Genomic DNA, 20,844 nt, shown 5'->3' on the forward strand with positions numbered 1-20,844 from the left:
TTGGCTAAAGGTCTGGAGCGAAATGGTCTGGGAAAAGCGGGCCGGGGTCGCGCACGACGCGCACCCGCGGGGTGCGGTGAGCATTTTTACGGGCCGTTGTAGCCCAGAGGTTTAGCTAAAATCACCGCGTCAGCGCTTCTTAGGGTAAAGAGTGGGAACGCGATTGACCGATTCGGTCCATAAAAACAGGGTCACGCCGTCCTTCCACGGCGTGACCCTGTTTTTATTGACACGTCCATTCCGAGTGGGCGAAACGCCCTAACTCACCGCGGCGGTGGGAAAATAAGGCGAGGATTCATCGAAACCCGCATCGCGCAGAGCTTGTTGACCGCCCGGTAATTTATCCATAATCGCCGAGACATCGATGTGGCCGCGCACCAAATGCCGGTACCAGTCTGCATCGGTCGTATCACCCAACAGGATGGCACCCACCAAGAAACCGTCGCGCACCATCAACTTTTTATATATGTTCATCACGCTGTCGCGACTGACCAGCGGCGTCACTTCCTCATTATCGTGGGTGTGCCCAATCGCATACAGATCCATGTCCCCCAGCTCGGAGTGGGTTTCACCGTGGGCGGCGGCCAAAACCGGCTTCTGTTCGCAGCCGGAACCAGCCATGTGCTGGGCCCAGAGCCGGGCGATTTCCATAATGGGCGCAATGTGGCCGACCCCTTGGTTGGGATACTGAGCGCATTCACCAATGGCGTATATATGGTCGTCGGAGGTGACCAGGCGGTCGTCGACCACCACGCCCTGTTCACATTTAAGCCCGCAGGCTTGGGCAATGCCGATGTTGGGCTGAATGCCGACGGCCATCACCACCAGGTCGGCACCCACGGTGCGGCCGTAATCGAGAGACACACCGTTCACATTGCCGCGGCCGTCGTCGTTGAGTGAAACCGCCTCGGCCGAACCGAGGAAGTTGATGCCGAGTCCTTCCATGGTGCGCTGCAACATCACCCCGCCCTCGGCGTCGAGTTGATCCTCCATCAGGGTATCGCCCCGATACACCACGGTCACATCCAAACCGCGACGCCGCAGGCCGCAGGCGATTTCGAGACTTTGCAAGCCGCCGCCGAGCACCACCGCGTGATGGGCCACCTGGGCGCGGGCCAACAGGTTGTTCACGTCTTCAATCTGCCGGAAGGTCATCACCCCGCGCAAATCTTTGCCGGGAAGCGGGAGCACGTTGGATTTGGAGCCGGTACCGATCAGTAACCGGTCGTAATCAAACACCTCACCGGTTTTGGTGTGCACTTTGCGTTGTTCGCGATCAATCTGAGTAATTTCGGTGCCCAGGTGCATTTGGATCCCGTGTGAGGCATACCATTCGGGCTGGTAGAGATGGAGATCGTCGACCTGTTTCTCGTCGGCCAATACGGAAGACAAGGTGTTGCGGTCGTAAGGAAGATGGGGTTCGGCACCGAAGACGCGAATGTCGTACTGTTCGGGCGCGATGTCAAACAACGCGTGCAGCGCTTTCATACCGGCATTGCCGTTACCAATAAGGACCAGTTTCTCTTTTGCCACGGGAACCTCGTTTCAATGGAGTGGATGGATGCCGCGGCCGGCGGCGGTTGTTCCGTTGCCGGTCGGCTTAAAACCTAAGAAGCGCTGGAGCGAGGGATTTTCGCTAAAGATCTGGAGCGAAATGGTTTGACAAAAGCGGAGGCGCACCCGTTGGGTGCGATGAGCATTTTTTCAGGCCGTTGCAGCCCAGAGGTTTAGCGAAAATCACCGCGAGTTACCGCGTTTCTTAGGTTGAAGAGTTGGAAACACGGAGGGGCGCGCTCAGTCAATCACACTTTCGGACTGGGATCAAGCCATTGACCAAGACCTCACAAGGGGCCGATTAAACCGATGAACGATTGAGCGACGTTCCCAAGTTCACGCCCTCGATTCATGACGCCGGTGAACCCACCTTCGCGCTAACCTGGCCCTCACCCGCGAACCCGCCATGAAGGAACCCTGGTTTCGCGATTTGGTCGGCGACATTCGCGACAACAACCCTTGCTAACAGCAAGCGCAACGGTTCATGCCCACCCGGGACAACAGCCACACCCGCTCCCCTTTTTCACAAACCTTGACCCCGCCGGGAATAGCAACAGGGTGTTATGCTGTTGCGTATGACATTCACATGGAACGACCCTATTTCAAGGAGTTACCAAAATGACCCAAGCTTCCGGTTACACCCCACCCAAGGTCTGGGTATGGGAAAAGAAAGCAGGCGCCGACGTCGCCAAGCTCAATCGCCCCATCGCGGGTGCCACCCACGAAAAAGACCTGCCGCGCGGCAAACATCCGCTGCAACTTCACTCCCTGGCCACACCCAACGGGGTCAAGGTCACCATCATGCTGGAAGAGCTCCTGGCGCTGGGTGTCAGCGATGCCGAATACGACGCCTACCTGATCAACATCGGCGAGGGCGATCAGTTTTCCTCCGGCTTTGTCGCCCTCAACCCCAACTCGAAAATCCCGGCCCTGTTGGACACCACCAACGGCGTGCGCGTCTTCGAGTCCGGCTCCATTCTGCTCTACCTCGCCGAAAAGTTCGGGCACTTCCTCCCCAAGGACGTCGCCCACCGCACCGAGGTCATGAACTGGCTGTTCTGGTTACAGGGTTCGGCCCCGTACCTGGGCGGCGGCTTCGGCCACTTCTACCACTACGCCCCCGAAAAATTTGAATACGCGATCAACCGTTTCTCCATGGAAGCCAAACGCCAGTTTGATGTGCTCGACCGCGAACTGGCCCAAAACCGCTTCCTGGGCGGCGACACCTACACGATTGCCGACATGGCAACCTGGCCGTGGTACGGCGTGATGACCCAAGGCACGATCTACGGCAACGCGGCCGAGTTTCTCGACCTCGCGAGCTACGAACACGTGCAACGCTGGGCGAAGGAAATCTGGGAACGCCCCGCGGTACGGCGCGGTCGCCTGGTCAACCGCTCCTGGGGTGAGGAAAACGAACAACTGCGCGAGCGTCACGACGCCGGCGACTTCGACGGGCTGAACACCGCCGATTAACCCACGGCAGGGCGCCCACCAGGGCGGAAACGCCCGCGGGTGCCCTTTTTATTTTTTGGTCATACCAGGTGCTTTCATTTTTTACAAAAAACCATGCGCGCGGCGACACCCGCCCCATTCAGCACCCGTCCCACGGAAGCCACATGGGCCAATCGTCAGCAAGGATAACTTCTGCCTATTCTTTCACTGAAACGACCACGGACGGGAACGGAACTTTTTCGAAATGCGCCGCCAAACTTAATAAATATGGGAGACTGGTCGATGGACTCCACAAGCACCGAAAAATCCGCGTTCAAGCAGAAAGAGCAGAACCGCCGCCAGGCCGGATTACCGAACAACGCGACGCAAGCCGGTTAAACGTTTCGTTTTTCACCTCCTCCGCTAAGTAACGGAAACGAGTGATGCGCCGCTTTGATCCGAATTCCTTGGTTCAACTTTTTCGAAACAAAGCTGCAAAAGACCTTTTTATGAAAAAACACACGATCATTTGTGTCGACGATGAACAAAGCGTTTTAAATGTCCTGTCCACGCAGCTTCGGCGCCGTTTCGGTGACGCCTACAACCTCGAATTTGTGGAAAGCGGCGATGAAGCCCTTGAACTCCTAGAGGAACTTGAAGAAGACGGGTTTATCCCGGTAATGATTCTGTGCGACCAAATCATGCCAAACATGTCCGGCGACGAATTATTAACGGCGATCCATAAGGAACAGCCGCACATCAAAAAAATCCTGCTCACCGGCCAGGCCAGTTTGGAGTCGGCCATCAATGTCATTAACAACGCCGATCTGTACCGCTACATTGTCAAACCCTGGGAAGAAGAAGACTTACTGCTCACCATTGAAAAAGGGATTGAAGCCTATTTCTTGGTTCAAGATCTCCATGAAAAAAACCGCATGCTGGAAAAGTACAGCGCCGAACTGGAACAGATGGTCGAAGAACGCACGGCCCAACTTCAGGAGCGCAACACCGAGCTGGAATCGCTCGACAACATCGTGCGCACCATCAACCAACGTTTTAATTTCGAAAACCTGCTCACCACGCTGTTAGAGCAAGCGCGTGTGCTGTTCCCGCGCATCGACCACGCCGTATTTCTTCACCACAACCATGACTGGGACGCCTTTTTACCGTTCCTGCCAACAGACAAACACGGTGCCGGGCACAAACCGCCCATCTCCCACACGGCGTTAAAAACATTTTTCGAACGGGGCAAGGCGGTCAAACCGAAGATCACCCTTTTTGCGGAACCCAGCCGGGAAACCACGGCCGCGGTGGCGTTTCCCCCCGTTACCAGTCTGCTGGCCGCGATGGTCCAACACGAGGGCCGTGTTCAAGGGGTGCTGTTGTTGGGCGTGGGCGAAGCACGTGCCTTTGATGAAGACGATGTGGAGAAGTTGGCCCGCTTCCGCACCCACATGACGAGCGCACTGGGAAAAGCGCAAATCATGAAAGCCCTGGAACAACACAACCAGCAGATCACCAGCAGCCTTGAGTACGCGCGCGTCATTCAAGGAAAACAACTGCCCAAAAAAGACCATTTCGCGGAGCGCTTTCCCGGCGCGCTGGTCTTTTACCAACCCAAGCATCTGGTTTCGGGTGATTTTTATTGGATTCACCATCACGGTGATCGCGATTATTTGGCGGTGGTGGATTGCACGGGGCACGGTGTTCCGGGCGCACTCATTTCGATGATCGGCATTACCTTGCTGAACAAAATCGTGACCACCGAAGCCGACCTGACCCCGGCCCAAATCCTCTCGCGATTGCGTTCCGAGTTTTGCAGGGCACTTACCCAGGGTGCGGAAAAACCCCTTCGCGACGACATGGAGTTGGGCCTGTGCATGATTGACCGCCGCCACCAGAAAATCCACTTCAGCGGCGCAAAACGCCCGCTTTATTTCATCGAAGGGTGTGGCAAAGGAACCATCACCATCTACCAAGGCAACCGCACCTCCATCGGCGGCCGACGCAACCGCCGTCGCGCTTTTTCCGAACAAATCATTCCCTACATGGAAGGCGACGCCTTTTACCTCTTCACCGACGGTTTCCCGGACCAAGCCGGCGCGGAAGATTACCGCAAATTGGGTCTGAAATCATTTCGCGCGCTGTTGGAACACATTCACGGGTTAAGCACCGAGGCTCAGCATGCCGCGCTTGAAGAAGCCTTGAAACAATTCCAAAAACGACTGCCACAGCGAGACGACATCACGGTCGTGGGTGTGCGCCTATGACCCGTTCGGGCGATTCATCCGTTTTTTTCTCAATGGGTTGTCGGCATTTCCATGACCCATTGAGAAAAAATACAAACCCGCGATCCAAGAAAAAACCAGGCAACAACCACCCCGTAAATCATCCACTTTCGCGGCGTTTGGTAAATCCCGAGCTCGCCGCTTTTAGGTGGCAACCCACACGGTGAGATACTATACTGAAGTATCCAGCTATTCAAAAATCAAGCCTTGTTCCATCCCGTTTGAAGGAGCTTCCGATGATGTGGTACGGCAATAAAAATACCCCCAAACAGGGTTCGATCAACCTCCCCTTTTCCTCCTGGAAATGGAATTTTCAGAACAACTCGGCCAAGGTCACCTACGGGTTCATGAACATGGAGTGGTCCTGGGGCTACAACCAGAACCGCGGGCCGGGCACCCTTCGCGGTGAGTTGCAACTGTTGGGCGGCAACGCCGACGCGTTGCTTTCTTGGGACATCGATCCCACCAAAAAGACGGCGACCATCACCCTGACGCTCGGCAAAAATCTTTCGGTCACCACGGAACACTTGAGTCAGCGCCAAACCCTTGCCACCTTCAAATTTACCGCGCCCCAACAACCCTCGCCACCTGTCCAGTACGCACCCGACTTAACCGTCACCATCGATTGGAACAGCCGCCAACTGGTTCTTGACGGGCGTATTAGCGACACATCCGGTGAAACCCACGGCGAAAACGCATGGCAAAAAAAGGTCGTCCAGGCATGGTGCGCCCCCTCATAAGGGACCACCTCGGAAACAAACGCACCCGCGGGAACCACTGGCTTGCCAGGGGCCGGGCGGCGTGAGGGGTTTGTGCCAAACCCGTCGGTGAACCCCGCCGGCCCGAAACCAAGGGAACACACACACCTTTGGATCAATCCCTCTTTTTGGAGCATCTTGTGCCGCGGTTGGAATTAAAAAAGAAGGTATTCGAAAGCGCGAAAACGGTGATTTACCAGGGCGCCTGGCAAGACGAAGGGCGTCCGGTGATCGTGAAGATGCCCCGTTCCGAGCTGCCGGATAAAAGTGAAGCGGAACGCTACCGACGCGAGTTCGCGCTTTCAAAAGAACTCGATCTGGAAAGCGTTCAAAAAGTCTACGCCCTCGAGCAGGTCGAAAACCGGCCGGCCTTGGTTAAGGAAGATTTCGGCGGTGTTCCGCTGGATCAGTTCATCCACAACCACGACCAACCGCTCCAGCTCCTGCTTGAAATCGCTTACAAGATGGCGCGCGGGCTGGCGGGCATCCACGGCAAAGGGCTCATCCACAAGGACCTAAAACCCGCCAACGTGCTCCACAACCCCGAGACGGGTCAAACCAAAATTTGCGATCTCGGCATGGCGAGCAAGCTGCCCCGCGAGCACGAGGAAATCAAGGCGCCCACCCAGCTCGAAAGCACCCTTGCCTATTGCTCGCCGGAACAAACGGGCCGCATGAACCGCATGATTGACTACCGCACGGATCTTTACTCGCTCGGGGTCACGCTCTACGAAATGTTCACCCGTCGCCTGCCCTTCGAAACCGACGACCCCTCGCACATGGTCCATTGCCACCTGGCCCACGAACCGGAGCCGCCCCATCAGCGCAATCCCCATTTGCCCAAGGTATTGTCACAGATCGTGCTCAAGTTGATGGCGAAAAATGCGGAGGACCGTTACCGCAGCGCATTTGGCCTGGGGTTGGACCTCAAAAAATGCCTCGACTTAATCAAAGACATGGGTACCATCCCGGATTTCACCCTGGGTGAGGGCGATGTCTCCAACAAGTTCGAACTCTCCCAAAAACTGTACGGTCGCGAAACGGAGACGGCCCAACTGCTGGCGGGTTTTGAAAACGCGGCGGCGGGTCGTACCGAGCTGGTGCTGGTCAGCGGGTACTCCGGCATCGGTAAATCGGTGTTGGTGAACGAAGTACGCAAACCCATCGTGCTCAAAAACGGCTACTTCATCAAAGGTAAGTTCGACCAACTCCAGCGGGACATCCCCTTTTCCGCGCTAATCAACGCCTTTCAGGAATTGATTCAGCAAATCCTCACCGAATCGCGCGAACGCATTGACGCCTGGCGCGAACAAATTCTGGCGGCACTGGGCAACAACGCGCGCATTATCGTCGACGTGGTCCCCATGTTGGAACTCATTATCGGTCCACAACCCGAGGTCGCCGAACTGGCACCGGCCGAGGCGGGTAACCGCTTCCAGTTGGTTTTTCAGAATTTCGCGGCTGTTTTCCCCAAGGAAAGCCACCCGCTGGTGATTTTTCTGGACGACCTGCAATGGGCCGATACGGCGACGCTCAAACTGCTGAAATTTTTCGCCACCGACCCCACCAGCCACCACCTGTTGCTGATCGGAACCTATCGCGACAACGAGGTCAGCCCCTCGCATCCCCTGGTGGTCACCCTCAACGACATCAAAAAGGTGTCCACCACGCAAATTCGCGAAATCGAACTCAAGCCGCTGGAACGCCATGATTTGACCTACATGATTACCGACAGTTTTTCCAGCACCCCGGCGGATGCGGCCTCCCTGGTCGACGTCTTGTTGGAAAAAACGCGCGGCAATCCCTTTTTTGTGGTCCAGCTATTGGGCACCCTCCACGAGCGCGACCTGATCCATTTTGACTACGAAACCGGCCGCTGGCTGTGGGAAGCGCGCCAATTGCGCCAGGTCGCCATTACCAGCAATGTGGTGGAGTTGATGGTGGACAAGATCAAGCGCTTGCCGGAAACCACCCGGGAAACCCTAAAACTGGCCGCCTGCTTGGACAGCGAAATCAACCTCGAGCTCACGGCCGTCATCTGTGAACTGGATCATCCGGTGATCTTGGATCGTTTGTGGCCCGCCTTGGAAGAAGGCCTGATTCTTTCCATCGGACAGCGCTACCGGTTTTTGCATGACCGGGTGCAACAAGCCGCTTATTCCTTGATCGAGGAGGAAGCCCGACCGGCGGTTCACCTGCGCATCGCGCGACTGATGTACAAAGCCTCAGACGGTGACAACACGCGGCTGTTCGACCTGGTCAACCACTTCAACCAAGGCCGCCACCAAATCACCGAGGACGCGGAAAAGGTCCGTGTGGCAACCTTTAACCTTGAAGCGGGCAAAAAAGCCAAGGACGCAACCGCCTACCTACCCGCCCGCGAATACTTCGTCGCGGGTTTGTCCCTGTTGTCCGATACCCACTGGCACAGTCACCACGACCTGATGTTTGAACTCTCGGCAGGCTGCATCGAATGTCAGGGCTTGACCGGCGAGTTCGAGGCCTCCGAGAAAACCTTCCAGCAGGCGTTTGGCAATGTAACCACCACCCCGGAGAAAGCGTTTCTTTTTGCCGTGCAAATACGTGTCAACTACGCCAACGGCAACTATCCCCAAAGCGTGGCCCTGGGCAAGCAGGCCATTGCGCTGTACGGGATCACCGTTCCCGACGACGCCTCATTGGCAGAAGCCAACGAACGCGGGTTTGCGACCATCGCGCGGCGGATCCGCGAAACGAACCGAGAACAGCTTCTGAACGCGGCGGAGCTCAAGGACAACAACCTCAAAACCTGTTTCAGTTTCCTGATTGATTTATGGACGGGATGTTACCTCACCGGCAACTTCGCCCTGATGGATTACACCCTGTTCATCATGATGGAAATCACCCTTGACCACGGCAATTGCGCGTCAACCTGCTTCGCGTACATGTCCTATGCCATGCGCTTGGGCGCGGCCGGTGATTACAGCCAAATTGAAGAAATGGGCGCCATTTCCATCGCGCTCAACAAACAATTCCCCCAGCGCGCGCTCCAGGGCAAAATCCACAACATTTTCGGGCACATCGTCAATCCCTACACCAACCGGCTCAAAGGAAATCTGGAAATTTACGACATCGCCATTCAAGCCAACTTCGAAAGCGGTGAATTAATTTGGGGCGCCTGGGCGATGATTTACCAGATTTTCTCCCAGTATTTGTTGGGGTTGCCCTTTGATGCGATTGACGGCAACCTCAAAAAGTTCATTGATCTGATGAACAAGTTCAACATGGAAAACATCGCGCAAACCCTGATCATGCAAGGTCAGGTGTTGCGCAACCTGGAGGGGCGAACCCTCACGGTGGCGGGCTTGAGCGACGAGCGTTACAGCGAAAAAAAGGCACTCGCCTTTTTCCAAGAAACCAACTTTATTCCCGCGCTTAGCTGGCACTGCATCCTCAAAACCCAACTCCTCCTGTTGTACGGGTTCCACGAGGAAGCCGTCAAAACGGCGGCGGCTTCCGAAACCATGCTTGCCGCCAACACCGGGTTTTTCATCATTACCTACCACAGCTTTTATTACGCGCTCGCGATCACGGGCCACTACGACCAAGTGGACGAACAACGCCGCGCCGAATACCGCGCTTTACTGGCGGACCATACCGAGAAGTTGCGGGTTTGGACGGAAAAAAGCCCCGCCAACTACCGCGCGATGTTGTTTCTGGTGGAAGCCGAAACGGCGCGCGTGAATGACGATCAACTCACCGCGATGGATCGCTACGACAAAGCCATCGCCGCGGCCAAAAAGGACAACTTCCCCCAACACGCGGCGCTGGCCCAAGAGTTGGCCGGACGATTCCACGGTGCGTACGGACGCGACACCATCAGCATCACCTACATCCGCGAGGCGGTGAACTGGTATTTCCACTGGGGCGCCTCCCGCAAAGCGCTCCTGCTCCAGGAAGCTTTCCCGGGCATCATGCACGGCCGCATCGGCGACCACAAGGGTTCGACCTCCTCGGGTTCACCGGGCGCCTTAGACGTCCACTCGATTCTCAAAATTTCCCAGGCCATGAGCGGGGAAATCGTGCTTGAGAAACTGCTGGCCACCCTTTTGAAATTTGTGCTGGAAAACGCGGGCGCGCAACGGGGTCTGTTCCTGGTATACCGACGCCAACGCATGTTCATTCAGGCCAAGGGTTCGGTGGAAGACGGGGTCCACATGGTGGACGCCCAGCCCATCGACACGGGCGACGAACTCTGCGAGACCCTGGTGAACTTCGTGGTCAGAACCGGGAAATTGGTCAATTTGGCGGACGCAATCAACGTCGGCGAGTACACCAAGGACGCCTACATCCGGCAACGGAAGATCCGATCACTGTTGTGTATCCCGGTTTTCCATTTGGGCGAATTGACGGCCGCGATTTACCTGGAGAACAACCTGGTTCCCGACGCCTTCACCCCGGACCGCATGCAAACCCTGAAAATCATTGCCTCCCAACTGGCCATTTCCTTTGAGAACGCCACCATGTACCAGGACATGGAACAAAAAGTGCGCGAACGAACGGCGGAACTCGAAACCGCCAACCGCGAACTCAGCAACACCCTGACCGACCTCAAAAACACCCAGGTCCAATTGGTTCAATCGGAGAAAATGGCGGCCCTCGGTCAGTTGGTGGCGGGCATCGCCCACCAGGTCAACACGCCCGCCAGCGCCATTGTCGCGGGCATCGACGAAATCGGCCGACAAAACACCGACTGGTTCGAAAACATGATGGCGTTCCTGCCGCAACTCGACGAAACCGAACAGGAGCACCTGATTACGCTCAGCCGCAAAGTCATGAAGTTCAGCACCCAGGAACGGGCTACCGCGGAAACGCGCGCGGTCTCAACCGAAATCCGTAAAGAACTAAAAAAGAACGAAATCGACAACGCCCGTGCCTTCGCCAAGGATCTGGCCGGGGTCGGCTTGGACACGGGCGACATCCCCCACCTGTTGCCGCTCCTGCGCCACGCCAGTAGTGACCGCATCGTGCACACCTTCTTCCTGATGGGCATGACCCACATTCACGTGCGCGACATCAAGCTGTCCATCGACCGCATCGTCAAACTGATCAAAGCCCTGCGCTCCTATTCCCGTTTGGACTCCGAGGTCCTCTCCGAAATGAACATCCGCGAGGATTTGGAAAACACCTTGGTCATCCTCAAGGGCAAAATGCGCGAGGTACAGGTCCACCGCCGTTATCAGGAGATTCCCACCACCCACGGTTATGCCGAACAACTCAACCAGGTTTGGACCAACATCATTTACAACGGGGTGCAGGCCATGAAAGGCAAGGGCGACCTGACCATCAACCTGCACCGCCACGACGCGGACTGGATTGCGGTCGAAATTCAGGATTCAGGCGGCGGTATCCCGCAAGAAATCCGCGAACGCATTTTCGAGCCTTATTTCACCACCAAACCACGCGGCGTCGGCACGGGGCTCGGCCTCTCCATCTGTCACAAAATCGTCAACAACCACCACGGCCGCATTGAACTGGAATCCGAGCCGGGCAGAACGCTGTTTCGCGTATTGCTGCCGGTGAAGACCCAATGGAAACCCGACGATGCGTCACCCCAAACCGCCGCGACGCCACAGGACGCGCCGGCTCAGCGAGGTATGTCATGAGCGCCACCAAACTGCCCCCCTTCCCGGTCAACCAGAACATCCGACTCATGTGTTTCGACGGCGGGGGGATCCTCGGCTACTTCACCGCCATCATGCTGCGCCAACTGTGTGAAAAAGACAGCGGCTTTCTCGGCAAACAAACGGTGTCTGCCTTCGCGGGCACCTCCATCGGCTCCCTGATCTCCTTTCTTTTGGCGAAAGAGGAGACGCCCCGCGATCTGATTATGTCCGGGGAACTCGAGAACATTTTTCATAACTCGTTGCTCTACAGCAACCGCCTCAACCCCATTGACGGCTGGTTGAGTTTTTGGGGCATCACCGCCTGGTCCGGTCAAGCCGATATGAATGCATTCCTCGATGCGCACTTTGGCGACATGAAGTTGGGCGAACTCAACAATCGCGTGCTGATCACCACCTTTAGCTACGGCAACAGCAGCGGGGAAAACCAGTGGTTTGAACGCATTTTCCGCAACTTCCCCAGTGAAACCCACGATTACGTGGGCGACAGCGACTGGCTGGTCAAAGATGTGGCCTTCGGCGCGGTCAGCCCGGCGACCTTGCGGCCCGTGCAGAATTGGCTCTCGGACGGCGGCATGACCGCCATGTCGCCCGACCTCTCTTCCTTGGCCCAGGTCATCGACAGCCCCCTCGGCAACAGCGCCAAGGTGACCATGGCGGTGGCAAAATGCCTCACGCGTTTGGAAGAGCTGCTCAAACTTTTTGCCAACCCGCCCAAGGACTTTTCCATCGCCAATCTGATGAAAGGCGTGAACAGCAGCCCCCCCAAGCTCAACAACCAACACCTGGAGGAGCTCCATCAAGCAAACCTGGTCGAAAAAACCGACCTAGTCCAAATCCAAGAGTTGGTGGCGGTCATGGAACAGAACGTGGGCAAGTCGGGCAGCGACGCGACCCGGGTGCAACGGGAGTTTGAAAACGAGCTCGCCTTGATTCGCGCCTTGGCCAAGCACCGCGATTTCCCCGCCGAGAAATTGACACAACTAGAGACCGCCATGACCGGCCTGGAACAAGGGCTGACACGATTGGTTGATTTGTTGAAACGCCTCAAAACGGTTTCCCTGGATGATCTCGAGGCCACCATCCAAAACCTGATTCCCGATTTGTTCCACCACGCAACCCACTCCCTCAAGGGCAACATCAACGACATGGCCCGCCAAGTAACCGAGTTGGCCGGCATTCAACGCCTCAACCGGATCGAGATGTTTTCCTTGGGTGTCGGCCAGCAAACCCCCGGGTACTTTACCGAGAATTTTAATTTCGGCTGGCTGCCCTTCATGACACTCCCCACCAACATCACCCAAAAATGTTACGCGCCGCCCACCTTCAACCTCCTTTACAGCCCCACCACCAACGACATCAGTTACATGGCGAGCCTGTTCCTCCCCGACGACCGCTACTTCCGACTCAATCCCCAGGTGGTCGGCTTCCCGGTGCCCTCGGTCATCCCGGCAACCTACATGGCGCGTTTTGATTTCCTCAAAGAGTATTACCTCAAATCCATTCGGGACCAGTTCAACAGCGGCGTGAAACCCGAGGAAATCCAAGCGGCGGTTCAGTGGTTAACGGCACACAACTGGTGCGAGCCACTCCCCCATCCATAAACCGACAACCGTCCACGTGACCGACCTTCTTTTTCAGGTGATTGTTTATGAGTCCACGCATCAAACTCAACCCCGCCAACCGCATCCGCCTGGTGACCTTTGACGGTGGCGGCATCTACGGCTACTGCACGGCCATCATGCTGCGCAATTTATGCCACCGCCTCCCCAACTTTCTCGCGCGCGGTTGCACCGATATCTTCGCGGGCACCTCCATCGGCGCGCTGATTTCACTTCTGCTTGCCAAGGAAGAAGAGCCGCGCCGCTTCATTATGTCGGGTGAACTGGAAGCCCTCTTCTTTAATGAGAATTTGTATTCCAACAAACAGGACCCCCTCAACCGAATGCTGAGCCTTTACGGCATGACGGCCTGGTCCGGCGGCGCCGACATGGACAAGATCATGGACCAGTATTTCGGCAACATGCGCATGGGCGATCTCAAACAAAGAGTGCTGATCACCACCTTTGCGATGGGCGCGCACAAGGGCCCCAACACCTGGGAAACCCGTATTTGGCGCAACTTCCCGTCGGATAAGATAACGATTGTCGACGAGAATAAATTGGTGCGCGACGTCGCCTACGGCGCGGTCAGCCCCTCGACCCTGCGCCCGATTCGCGGATTCCTGACCGACGGCGGCATGACCGCCATGTCGCCCGCGATTAGCGCCTTGGCCGAAATTGTGGACAAGCCCCCGGAGTTGGTGTCTCTGGAAGACGCCGCCAAAAAGCTGCGCAACCGGACCCGCACGCTTTTAAAAGATTATTACGAGGGCACGATCTCCTTGGATGAGGTGATTAAGGAGGTACCGGCCCTGCTAAAAGGTTGGCAACACCTGCTTGAAGCCGGTTACGAATCCGGCTACGACCCAACCGATTACCAGAACCTGCTGCTCAAACTGAGCCAACTCCTCGAAAAGGTCGATTCGCCCGGAAGCGAGGACGACAGCGACACCATGGGCAGCGCCTCCGATGAGACCCTCCACCTGATCAGCCAAATCGCCGAAACCACCCGCTACCGCTACGACCGCTTGAACTTGCTGCGCAAAATCGAGCTGTTTTCCGTCGGCGTCGGCTCTCGGGTACCCGGCTACCACGCGGCCGATTACAACTACGGCATCGTCCCTTTTTCGCTGCTGCCCACCAACATCTTGCAAGCCTTTTTCACCCCGCCGTTCATGCAACTCATGTACGATCCCAATACCAAATACATCAGCACCACCGCCGGCAGGCTGCTGGGCGACGCCGACCGCTTTTTCCGCCTGGATCCCGAGGTCATCGGGTTCCCCGTACCCCCGGTGATTCCCGCCACCTATTTGGCCCGCATCCCTTCTTGTCGCCGACTCTACCTGCGCGCCATCGAGGAACAATCCAGCCTGATCCCACCCGAGGTTTACGAAAACGCGGTCACCTGGCTCTTGGAACGGGGTTGGAACGATGCCCAGTTAATGCATACCGCGCAAAACCAACAAGCCAACAACGAGGCGCCCCATGAGTCATAACGACAACCGCGAAAAATCAGCCAAGGATCAGTTAGCCCAGGCGTTGCGCAAACGGCTCAAGGCGTCTCTGTCGGGTTCCGGCGCGGAGAATCCGGGCGACGCCCTCATCCGCGATTTGGGCGCTTTTTTGGATGCGACCGAGGACCCTTCGTTTTTCGGCGGCCCGGCGGCGACCGGCGCCAAAACCGATGAACCGACACAAAAGTCGGAAAACCCGCCGCCAAACGAGCCGGTCTCGGGACATGCTCGCGCCTCGGCCCAACAACAGGCCGAGCCTCCCGGGGCCCAAAGCGGGCGCACCACCCAGGGAGCCGGACCCCATACCCACCAAGGCAATTCCCAGGGTCACCAAGGCGGGTCCCACGGCCACGACCCACACCAAGGCCGGCCACCCCACGGTTCCCAACCACCGCCGCCTTGGTCGTTTTTTACCAACCCCAACCTCTTCCAATCCTGGATCAGCCAGGGCAATCCCTTCGCCCAAGGCGTTCAGCCGCCGTCCGGCTTTAATCCCTTCCAATGGATGCAGGGTTTCCAACCACCTGGTGCAACACCCTGGCAGGGTCAAAACGGACCCTTCCCCTTTCCTATGCCGTTTTTCCCAAATGTTCCCGGTGGGCAAGCCAACCCCTTTTCCGCTTGGTTTGGATCACCCGGTTTTCAACCACCGCCCACCCCGGATATGGGCGGCTTGCCCTTCACCGGTGCGCCGGCCGCCTTTTTGGCCTACTGGCAACAACTGCTCAACCGTTTCCAACAAACCGGCTTTGCGGCGGGCATGCCGTGGGCGAACCCCACCGAGGGCAACCAAACCCCGGGCGGCGGCGCGTGGCAACAACCTCAACCCGGACCCGATTCCCCCCATTCCCCACTGATCACCCTTCGCGCCGAGGGCAACCGGCCCCCGCTTTTTTGTGTGCATGCGCTGCTCGGTTCCGCCTTTCAATTCCATAAACTGGCGAATCTGTTGCCCGAGGACCAACCCTGTTTCGCCCTCCAAGCGCGCGGCCTCGATACCGGCGAAAAACCGCTGGACAACATCGAGGCGCTCGCCGCCCTCTACCTCAAACACATTCGAGCCAAACAAGCCCGCGGCCCGTATCGCCTGGTGGGTTATTCGTTGGGCGCCTGGATCTCGCTGGAAATCGCCCGCCTGTTACAAGGCATGGGCGAACAAACCGAAATGCTGTTGATGATCGGCGGCACCCTCCCCATTTCGATGCATTTCGCCGGTCAGGTCTGGAGCCCGGAATACTTACAAAAGTACCTGGTCGACTACCGCGAGACCTTTATCACATCCTTTCTACCCTACGAAGAACGAATCAGGATAAAAACACAGGGTTTCAACCCGACCCAACAAGTCTACCTGGCCCACATCAGCGCAATCCTAAGTTACCGGCCACAACCCTTTCGCGGCGGCCGCGTCGCGGTCCTGGCCACGCCGGACCAGCAATGGATCGATCAATGGGTCAATCCCAACGGCTGGCGCGAAATTTTCACCGAACCCGTTGCGTTCTACCCCATCTCCGGGAATCACCTGAGCATGATGGAAACACCCCATATTGATGAAGTTGCCGCGGTTGTTCGGCAACAACTGGAGGCCCTGTAACCCAAACCAAGCAGCGCCGCCGGAAGCGGCCCCAAACCACCGCGCCGAACAGCGACCGGGGCGCACGCCGCGACCGGACGCGTTGACGCCCACCCTCCCTTTTGATAGCATACAAACCATTCCACGCTTACAACTTACACTGTTATTCAACACGATTGCCGACACCCGATCGCATCAAAAATAAATCGATTCCTCCCGTGTTTTTTTTAATGGTTTTTCACAAGATTCCTTAAAAACCGAAACCGGCCCTCGAACCTTTATGGCACCATGGCGGAAGAACCTATGACCGAACCGAAAACCGCGTCTCCCAAACCACCTCCCCCCAATCGTGAAGCGCCCCAGTTATGGGTGCTTTCCGCGGCCGACGGCGATGCATTGCAACGCATGCAGCACAACCTGAGGCGGCATCGTCAAAACCATCCGAACCAGGCAGCCGCCGATATAGCTTTTACCCTTCAGGTCGGCCGTGAGCATTTTGACCACCGCGCCTTCCGCGTGGTGCCGGCCGATCCCACCGCCTCCGACCGGCAAAAAGCGGAACCGAATTGGCTGACTGCCGAGACCCCCGCGCAACGACCGCAACTGCATTGGGTTTGCCCGCCGACCCTGACCCTCTCGGACGCCGATTGGCGACGACTAATCCAGGCCGAGACCGATGAACCCGAAGCACGCGAACCTGATCGACGCGAACTCTGGGCGGCGATTGTGACCGCGCGCCGTTTTCGCAACTGGGGTCTCGAACCCGATGCGGTGATGGGTTATGGCGAAGGCGTTTGGGCGGCGGGGATTTTGAGCGGCGTCTTTTCCATAGAAACCGCGGGCAAACTGGCCGCGGGCCAAACCGTCGACCTGCAGTTGGATGCCCCGGAACGACCACTTTACCTGGGCTACCAAGGCCAACGTGTCGAAGCCGACCAAGCCCGTAACCCGGCTTTTTGGCAGCACCTGGCCCGCGAAAGCAGCGAACAAACGGTGACCGGTCCCCTTTTTCACACCCCGGCGATTCGCTGTGTGTTCGGCGATCCCGCGCCGCGCGCTCGGCTTAACGGCACCGCGGTGAAACCAACCTCGCTTGCCTGTTTCTCAACCCCCGGCACCGTAACCGACATCGACCACCATCTGATCACCCTGCTCGGCAAGCTCTACCTCGCGGGCATTGAACCGGATTGGCGCCGCTTGCACGATCAACCGCGCCGGCGCGTGCCGCTGCCGGCTTATCCCTTTCAAGGCGACCGCTTTTGGATTGAGGACGAACCGCCCGCGCGGCAAACGCCCGCCGAGGCCGAAACCCCGCCACCGCGCGCACCCACGGCTACCGCCATGCTGGACAACATCCTCGCCAAACTGACGGAAGCAGAGGCGGCATTTTTGTTATCCCTCATGCAGCAAAAGCCGCCACCGGAAGTCACCGCGCCGGCCGCACAGGAACCAACGCCGACGCCGGCAGCACAGCCCGCCCGCGGCAACGACCCCGACCTCGAAAACCTGGAGCGCCGACTCGTCGCCATCTGCAGCCGTTTGCTCAAGCTGGACCAACTCGATCCCCACGACAACATCACCCGCCTGGGCGCGGACTCGCTGTTCATGCTGCAACTGAGCAAAGAAGTGTACGAGCGCTTTGACACCGGCATTTCGCCCCACCATCTGTTTGAGGAACCGACCGTGAACAGTTTGGCGCGCAAGCTGACCCGCATGGGTGTCGCCGCGCCAAGCGGGGGTGCGCCGTGAACCGTCAAACCCTGCAACTCACCATGAGCCACGTCGGCCTGGGCACCCTCAACGAATACGCGCTGATGGTGCTCTTCGGCAGCGCCCACAGCACGGCCCTCACGGAGGGTTTGGCCAACAAACCCAGCGCCATTCTGGATCGCCAAGGCCGTATTCTGTACCCCGCCTATTTTCATACCCATCTGGTGGTGCCGCCGGGATGCGATCTCAGTGATTTCGAGCTGTGGGACAAGGTCGAGGTCGCCGTCGACATCCAGCGCTTCGGCGAAACCCTGCTCGAATCCCGTTACCTGCTGGCCCCGCCGGGCCAAATCCCCGACGATCCCGCCGACTGGGACACGAGCGCCTTACCGAGCATGGCGGGCAACAATTTAATGGTCGTGGACGCCGCCAAGGGCACGGTTTCAGCACCCAACCCGGAAACCATCGTCGCCCTGCCCAAGGTCGTGCGCCCACCCGAGGCGATCAACCGCGCCCAACAGGTTCGTTTAGAAGGATTTGGCGAATACGGGGGCCGGGAACGCGAGGAAATGGTGGAACTCGCCGTCATTCCCGACGTGGACGCCGCGCCCGGTCAAGCGATGATGTTCGCCAAGTTCGGTGAAATGATGAACCGCGCCGAACGCACCCTGTTCGCGCGCATCCCGCGGCAAGGGATACCAACCGCCGCATTTGCCCATTTGAAACTGCAGGAACGGCAAATTTTCTATTACGCCAACTGTTTCGCCGGTGATCAACTGCGCGTGGTGCTCAAAGTCCGGCGCACCGATCCCCCCGGCGAGGGTTTGCCCACGACCCAAATCCCCGTCTGCTGCCTGGAAACCCAGTTCGAAATGGTGCGCGTGAGCGACCACGCCTTGCTGGCGCTGGCCAAGACCCGCAAACTGTGGTCATTCCCCATCTCACATCGCGATTTGGCCAATGATTGTCGGCGCCTGCTCGCCGCCGCATTGCCCTGAACCAAGGAGAAAACCATGAGCCTGTCCGTCGCCTCCAAAACCCGTGAACGCATCGATTCCGTGTTGCAAAGCATTCAGCAGCAACGGGGTTTACCGCCGGTTCCTCTTGAGGAAGGGCACCAGGTCATGGCCGATTTGGGTTTTGCCTCGCTGGATGTGGCCCAACTCATCGCGCTCCTGGAAATCGAGTTGGGCGTCGATCCCTTCGCCGCCGGTGTGTCCCTTCAAGAGGTCCACACCGTCGGCGAACTCTACCGCGTTTACCAAGATGCATGTAACAAGGCCGCGGGCCAGGCGCCATGAGCGCTTTTTTCCAACGCCTCTTTGCCCTGGAGCGCGGCGATTGTCTGATTGAAGCCGCGCGCACAACCGGCTACGCCGACCTACGCGCGCGGGTCGATGCGATGGAAGCGCTGTTACTGCGTTGCGCCGTTGCGCCCGACGCCGTGGTTGCTTTGGTTTGCGAGGAGACCACCGCCACCTTGATGCTCCTGTTGGCCTTGCTGCGGCGGGGCAACATCGCCGTGCCCTTACCCGCCGACGGCCGCGAAACCCGGGCCGAACGGTTGACCGAAGCCTGTGCCGATTGGCTGTTTACCCGTGCTGACGAAGCGGGTTTGCAGCGCCTTACGCCCCGTGACAAACCCAGCTTAATCAAAGATTTGCAGGAAACGGGACAGGCCGGATTAATCGTATTTTCGTCGGGAACCGGCGGTAAGGTCAAAGCCGCGCTGCACCGTTTTGATCGTTTGGTGGATCGTTACGGCGATAAGCCCATCGGCGATAAGCCCATCGGCGATAAGCCCATCGGCGATAAGCCCATCGGCGATAAGCCCATCGGCGACAAGCCCATCGGCGACAAACTTATCGGCGACAGAACCAACCAACGGCCCGGCTTGCGCACACCCGCCTTTCTCAAACTGGACCACATCGGCGGTTTGGATACCTTGTTTCGGCTGCTCCACGGCGGCGGCACCTTGATCTTGGGCTGTCCGCGCACCCCCGAGGCGGTGTGCCGGCTGATTGAAACCCACCGCGTCACACTGCTGCCGACCACCGCGACCTTTCTGAACATGATCCTCATCAGCCGCGCCGACCGCAACCACGATCTCTCCAGCCTGCGGTTGATCGCCTACGGCTCGGAACCCATGCCGCCCGCCCTGCTGGAACAGGCGCGCCGCCGTTTGCCGAACGTGCGGTTTCTCCAAAAATACGGCTTGACCGAACTGGGCGTGCTCGAAACGCGGCCGGGTGACACGGATTCAACCTGGTTCCAAATCACCGGTCGCACCCAATTCAAAATCGTGGACGGCGTCCTGTGGCTCAAACGCAACGACACCATGCTCGGTTATTTGAACGCGCCCAACCCCTTCGACGCCGACGGCTGGTACAACACCGGCGACTTGGTCGAGCGCCGCGACGGGTTGTTGCGCATCAAAGGGCGCAGCAACCGCATTATCAACGTGGCCGGCGAGAAGGTGAACCCGTTTGAGGTGGAGTCGGTCCTGCGCGAAATCCCCAACGTTTCCGACGCCCTGGTCTGGGGCAAAAAAAGCGCGGTGACCGGTTGGATCGTCGCCGCCACCCTGGAACTGCAACAGCAGGAAGACCGGCGCGAACTCCAACAGCGCGTGGCCGAATTTTGCCGTCACCGCCTCGAACCCTACAAAGTCCCCCTACTGATTCACATCGCCCGCGAGGGCTTGATGGGGGATCGCTTAAAAAAAACCGGCAGTGTCGCGAGGTAACGC

At 58.0% G+C, this 20,844-nt stretch carries 12 protein-coding genes; 11 read left to right on the plus strand and 1 reads right to left on the minus strand.

The window, feature by feature from the left end:
* Positions 1–258 precede the first annotated feature (258 nt).
* Positions 259–1,533, minus strand: coding sequence for an FAD-dependent oxidoreductase (locus J3U88_RS12835; RefSeq protein WP_207859168.1), 1,275 nt, complete (start codon positions 1,531–1,533; stop codon positions 259–261).
* A gap of 639 nt (positions 1,534–2,172) precedes the next feature.
* Here J3U88_RS12835 and yghU point away from each other — a divergent pair.
* The 11 genes from yghU to J3U88_RS12890 all read left to right on the plus strand — a co-directional run bounded on the left by yghU (position 2,173) and on the right by J3U88_RS12890 (position 20,841).
* Positions 2,173–3,030, plus strand: a complete 858-nt coding sequence (yghU, locus tag J3U88_RS12840; RefSeq protein WP_207859169.1) for a glutathione-dependent disulfide-bond oxidoreductase — start codon at positions 2,173–2,175, stop codon at positions 3,028–3,030.
* Between the two features lie 467 nt (positions 3,031–3,497).
* Positions 3,498–5,258: a SpoIIE family protein phosphatase gene (locus J3U88_RS12845; protein WP_207859170.1), complete on the plus strand. Its 1,761-nt coding sequence runs from the start codon at positions 3,498–3,500 to the stop codon at positions 5,256–5,258.
* Positions 5,259–5,512: 254 nt separating this feature from the next.
* Positions 5,513–6,016, plus strand: a complete 504-nt coding sequence (locus J3U88_RS12850) for a hypothetical protein (RefSeq protein ID WP_207859171.1) — start codon at positions 5,513–5,515, stop codon at positions 6,014–6,016.
* 158 nt (positions 6,017–6,174) lie between these two features.
* The gene (locus J3U88_RS12855) at positions 6,175–11,679 is read left to right on the plus strand and encodes an AAA family ATPase (RefSeq protein ID WP_207859172.1); all 5,505 of its coding nucleotides are present in this window, start codon (positions 6,175–6,177) and stop codon (positions 11,677–11,679) included.
* Positions 11,676–13,301, plus strand: a complete 1,626-nt coding sequence (locus J3U88_RS12860; RefSeq protein ID WP_207859173.1) for a patatin-like phospholipase family protein — start codon at positions 11,676–11,678, stop codon at positions 13,299–13,301. The genes J3U88_RS12855 and J3U88_RS12860 overlap by 4 nt, the downstream gene beginning before the upstream one ends.
* A 47-nt stretch (positions 13,302–13,348) precedes the next feature.
* Positions 13,349–14,797, plus strand: a complete 1,449-nt coding sequence (locus J3U88_RS12865) for a patatin-like phospholipase family protein (RefSeq protein ID WP_207859174.1) — start codon at positions 13,349–13,351, stop codon at positions 14,795–14,797.
* Positions 14,787–16,406 (plus strand): alpha/beta fold hydrolase, encoded by a 1,620-nt coding sequence (locus J3U88_RS12870; RefSeq protein WP_207859175.1) that lies wholly within the window; start codon positions 14,787–14,789, stop codon positions 16,404–16,406. The genes J3U88_RS12865 and J3U88_RS12870 overlap by 11 nt, the downstream gene beginning before the upstream one ends.
* A gap of 282 nt (positions 16,407–16,688) precedes the next feature.
* A complete protein-coding gene (locus J3U88_RS12875) occupies positions 16,689–18,134 on the plus strand; it encodes a CurL C-terminal domain-containing protein (protein WP_207859176.1) in 1,446 nt (481 codons plus the stop codon).
* The gene (locus J3U88_RS12880) at positions 18,131–19,093 is read left to right on the plus strand and encodes an LnmK family bifunctional acyltransferase/decarboxylase (protein WP_207859177.1); all 963 of its coding nucleotides are present in this window, start codon (positions 18,131–18,133) and stop codon (positions 19,091–19,093) included. Before J3U88_RS12875 ends, J3U88_RS12880 begins: the two co-directional genes overlap by 4 nt.
* 15 nt (positions 19,094–19,108) lie before the next feature.
* On the plus strand, positions 19,109–19,396 hold the full coding sequence (locus J3U88_RS12885; protein ID WP_207859178.1) for a hypothetical protein: 288 nt from the start codon (positions 19,109–19,111) through the stop codon (positions 19,394–19,396).
* Positions 19,393–20,841, plus strand: coding sequence for an ANL family adenylate-forming protein (locus tag J3U88_RS12890; protein ID WP_207859179.1), 1,449 nt, complete (start codon positions 19,393–19,395; stop codon positions 20,839–20,841). Before J3U88_RS12885 ends, J3U88_RS12890 begins: the two co-directional genes overlap by 4 nt.
* Positions 20,842–20,844 lie beyond the last annotated feature (3 nt).

The sequence above is a fragment of the Acanthopleuribacter pedis genome (assembly GCF_017377855.1).
Classification (GTDB): Bacteria; Acidobacteriota; Holophagae; order Acanthopleuribacterales; family Acanthopleuribacteraceae; genus Acanthopleuribacter; species Acanthopleuribacter pedis.

What these genes read in the sequence shown, in the direction of transcription:
- yghU (WP_207859169.1), top strand. Translation starts at nt 2,173, where the DNA reads ATGACCCAAGCTTCCGGTTACACCCCACCCAAGGTCTGGGTATGGGAA.
- J3U88_RS12890 (WP_207859179.1), top strand. Translation starts at nt 19,393, where the DNA reads ATGAGCGCTTTTTTCCAACGCCTCTTTGCCCTGGAGCGCGGCGATTGT.
- J3U88_RS12845 (WP_207859170.1), top strand. Translation starts at nt 3,498, where the DNA reads ATGAAAAAACACACGATCATTTGTGTCGACGATGAACAAAGCGTTTTA.
- J3U88_RS12850 (WP_207859171.1), top strand. Translation starts at nt 5,513, where the DNA reads ATGATGTGGTACGGCAATAAAAATACCCCCAAACAGGGTTCGATCAAC.
- J3U88_RS12875 (WP_207859176.1), top strand. Translation starts at nt 16,689, where the DNA reads ATGACCGAACCGAAAACCGCGTCTCCCAAACCACCTCCCCCCAATCGT.
- J3U88_RS12870 (WP_207859175.1), top strand. Translation starts at nt 14,787, where the DNA reads ATGAGTCATAACGACAACCGCGAAAAATCAGCCAAGGATCAGTTAGCC.
- J3U88_RS12860 (WP_207859173.1), top strand. Translation starts at nt 11,676, where the DNA reads ATGAGCGCCACCAAACTGCCCCCCTTCCCGGTCAACCAGAACATCCGA.
- J3U88_RS12885 (WP_207859178.1), top strand. Translation starts at nt 19,109, where the DNA reads ATGAGCCTGTCCGTCGCCTCCAAAACCCGTGAACGCATCGATTCCGTG.
- J3U88_RS12865 (WP_207859174.1), top strand. Translation starts at nt 13,349, where the DNA reads ATGAGTCCACGCATCAAACTCAACCCCGCCAACCGCATCCGCCTGGTG.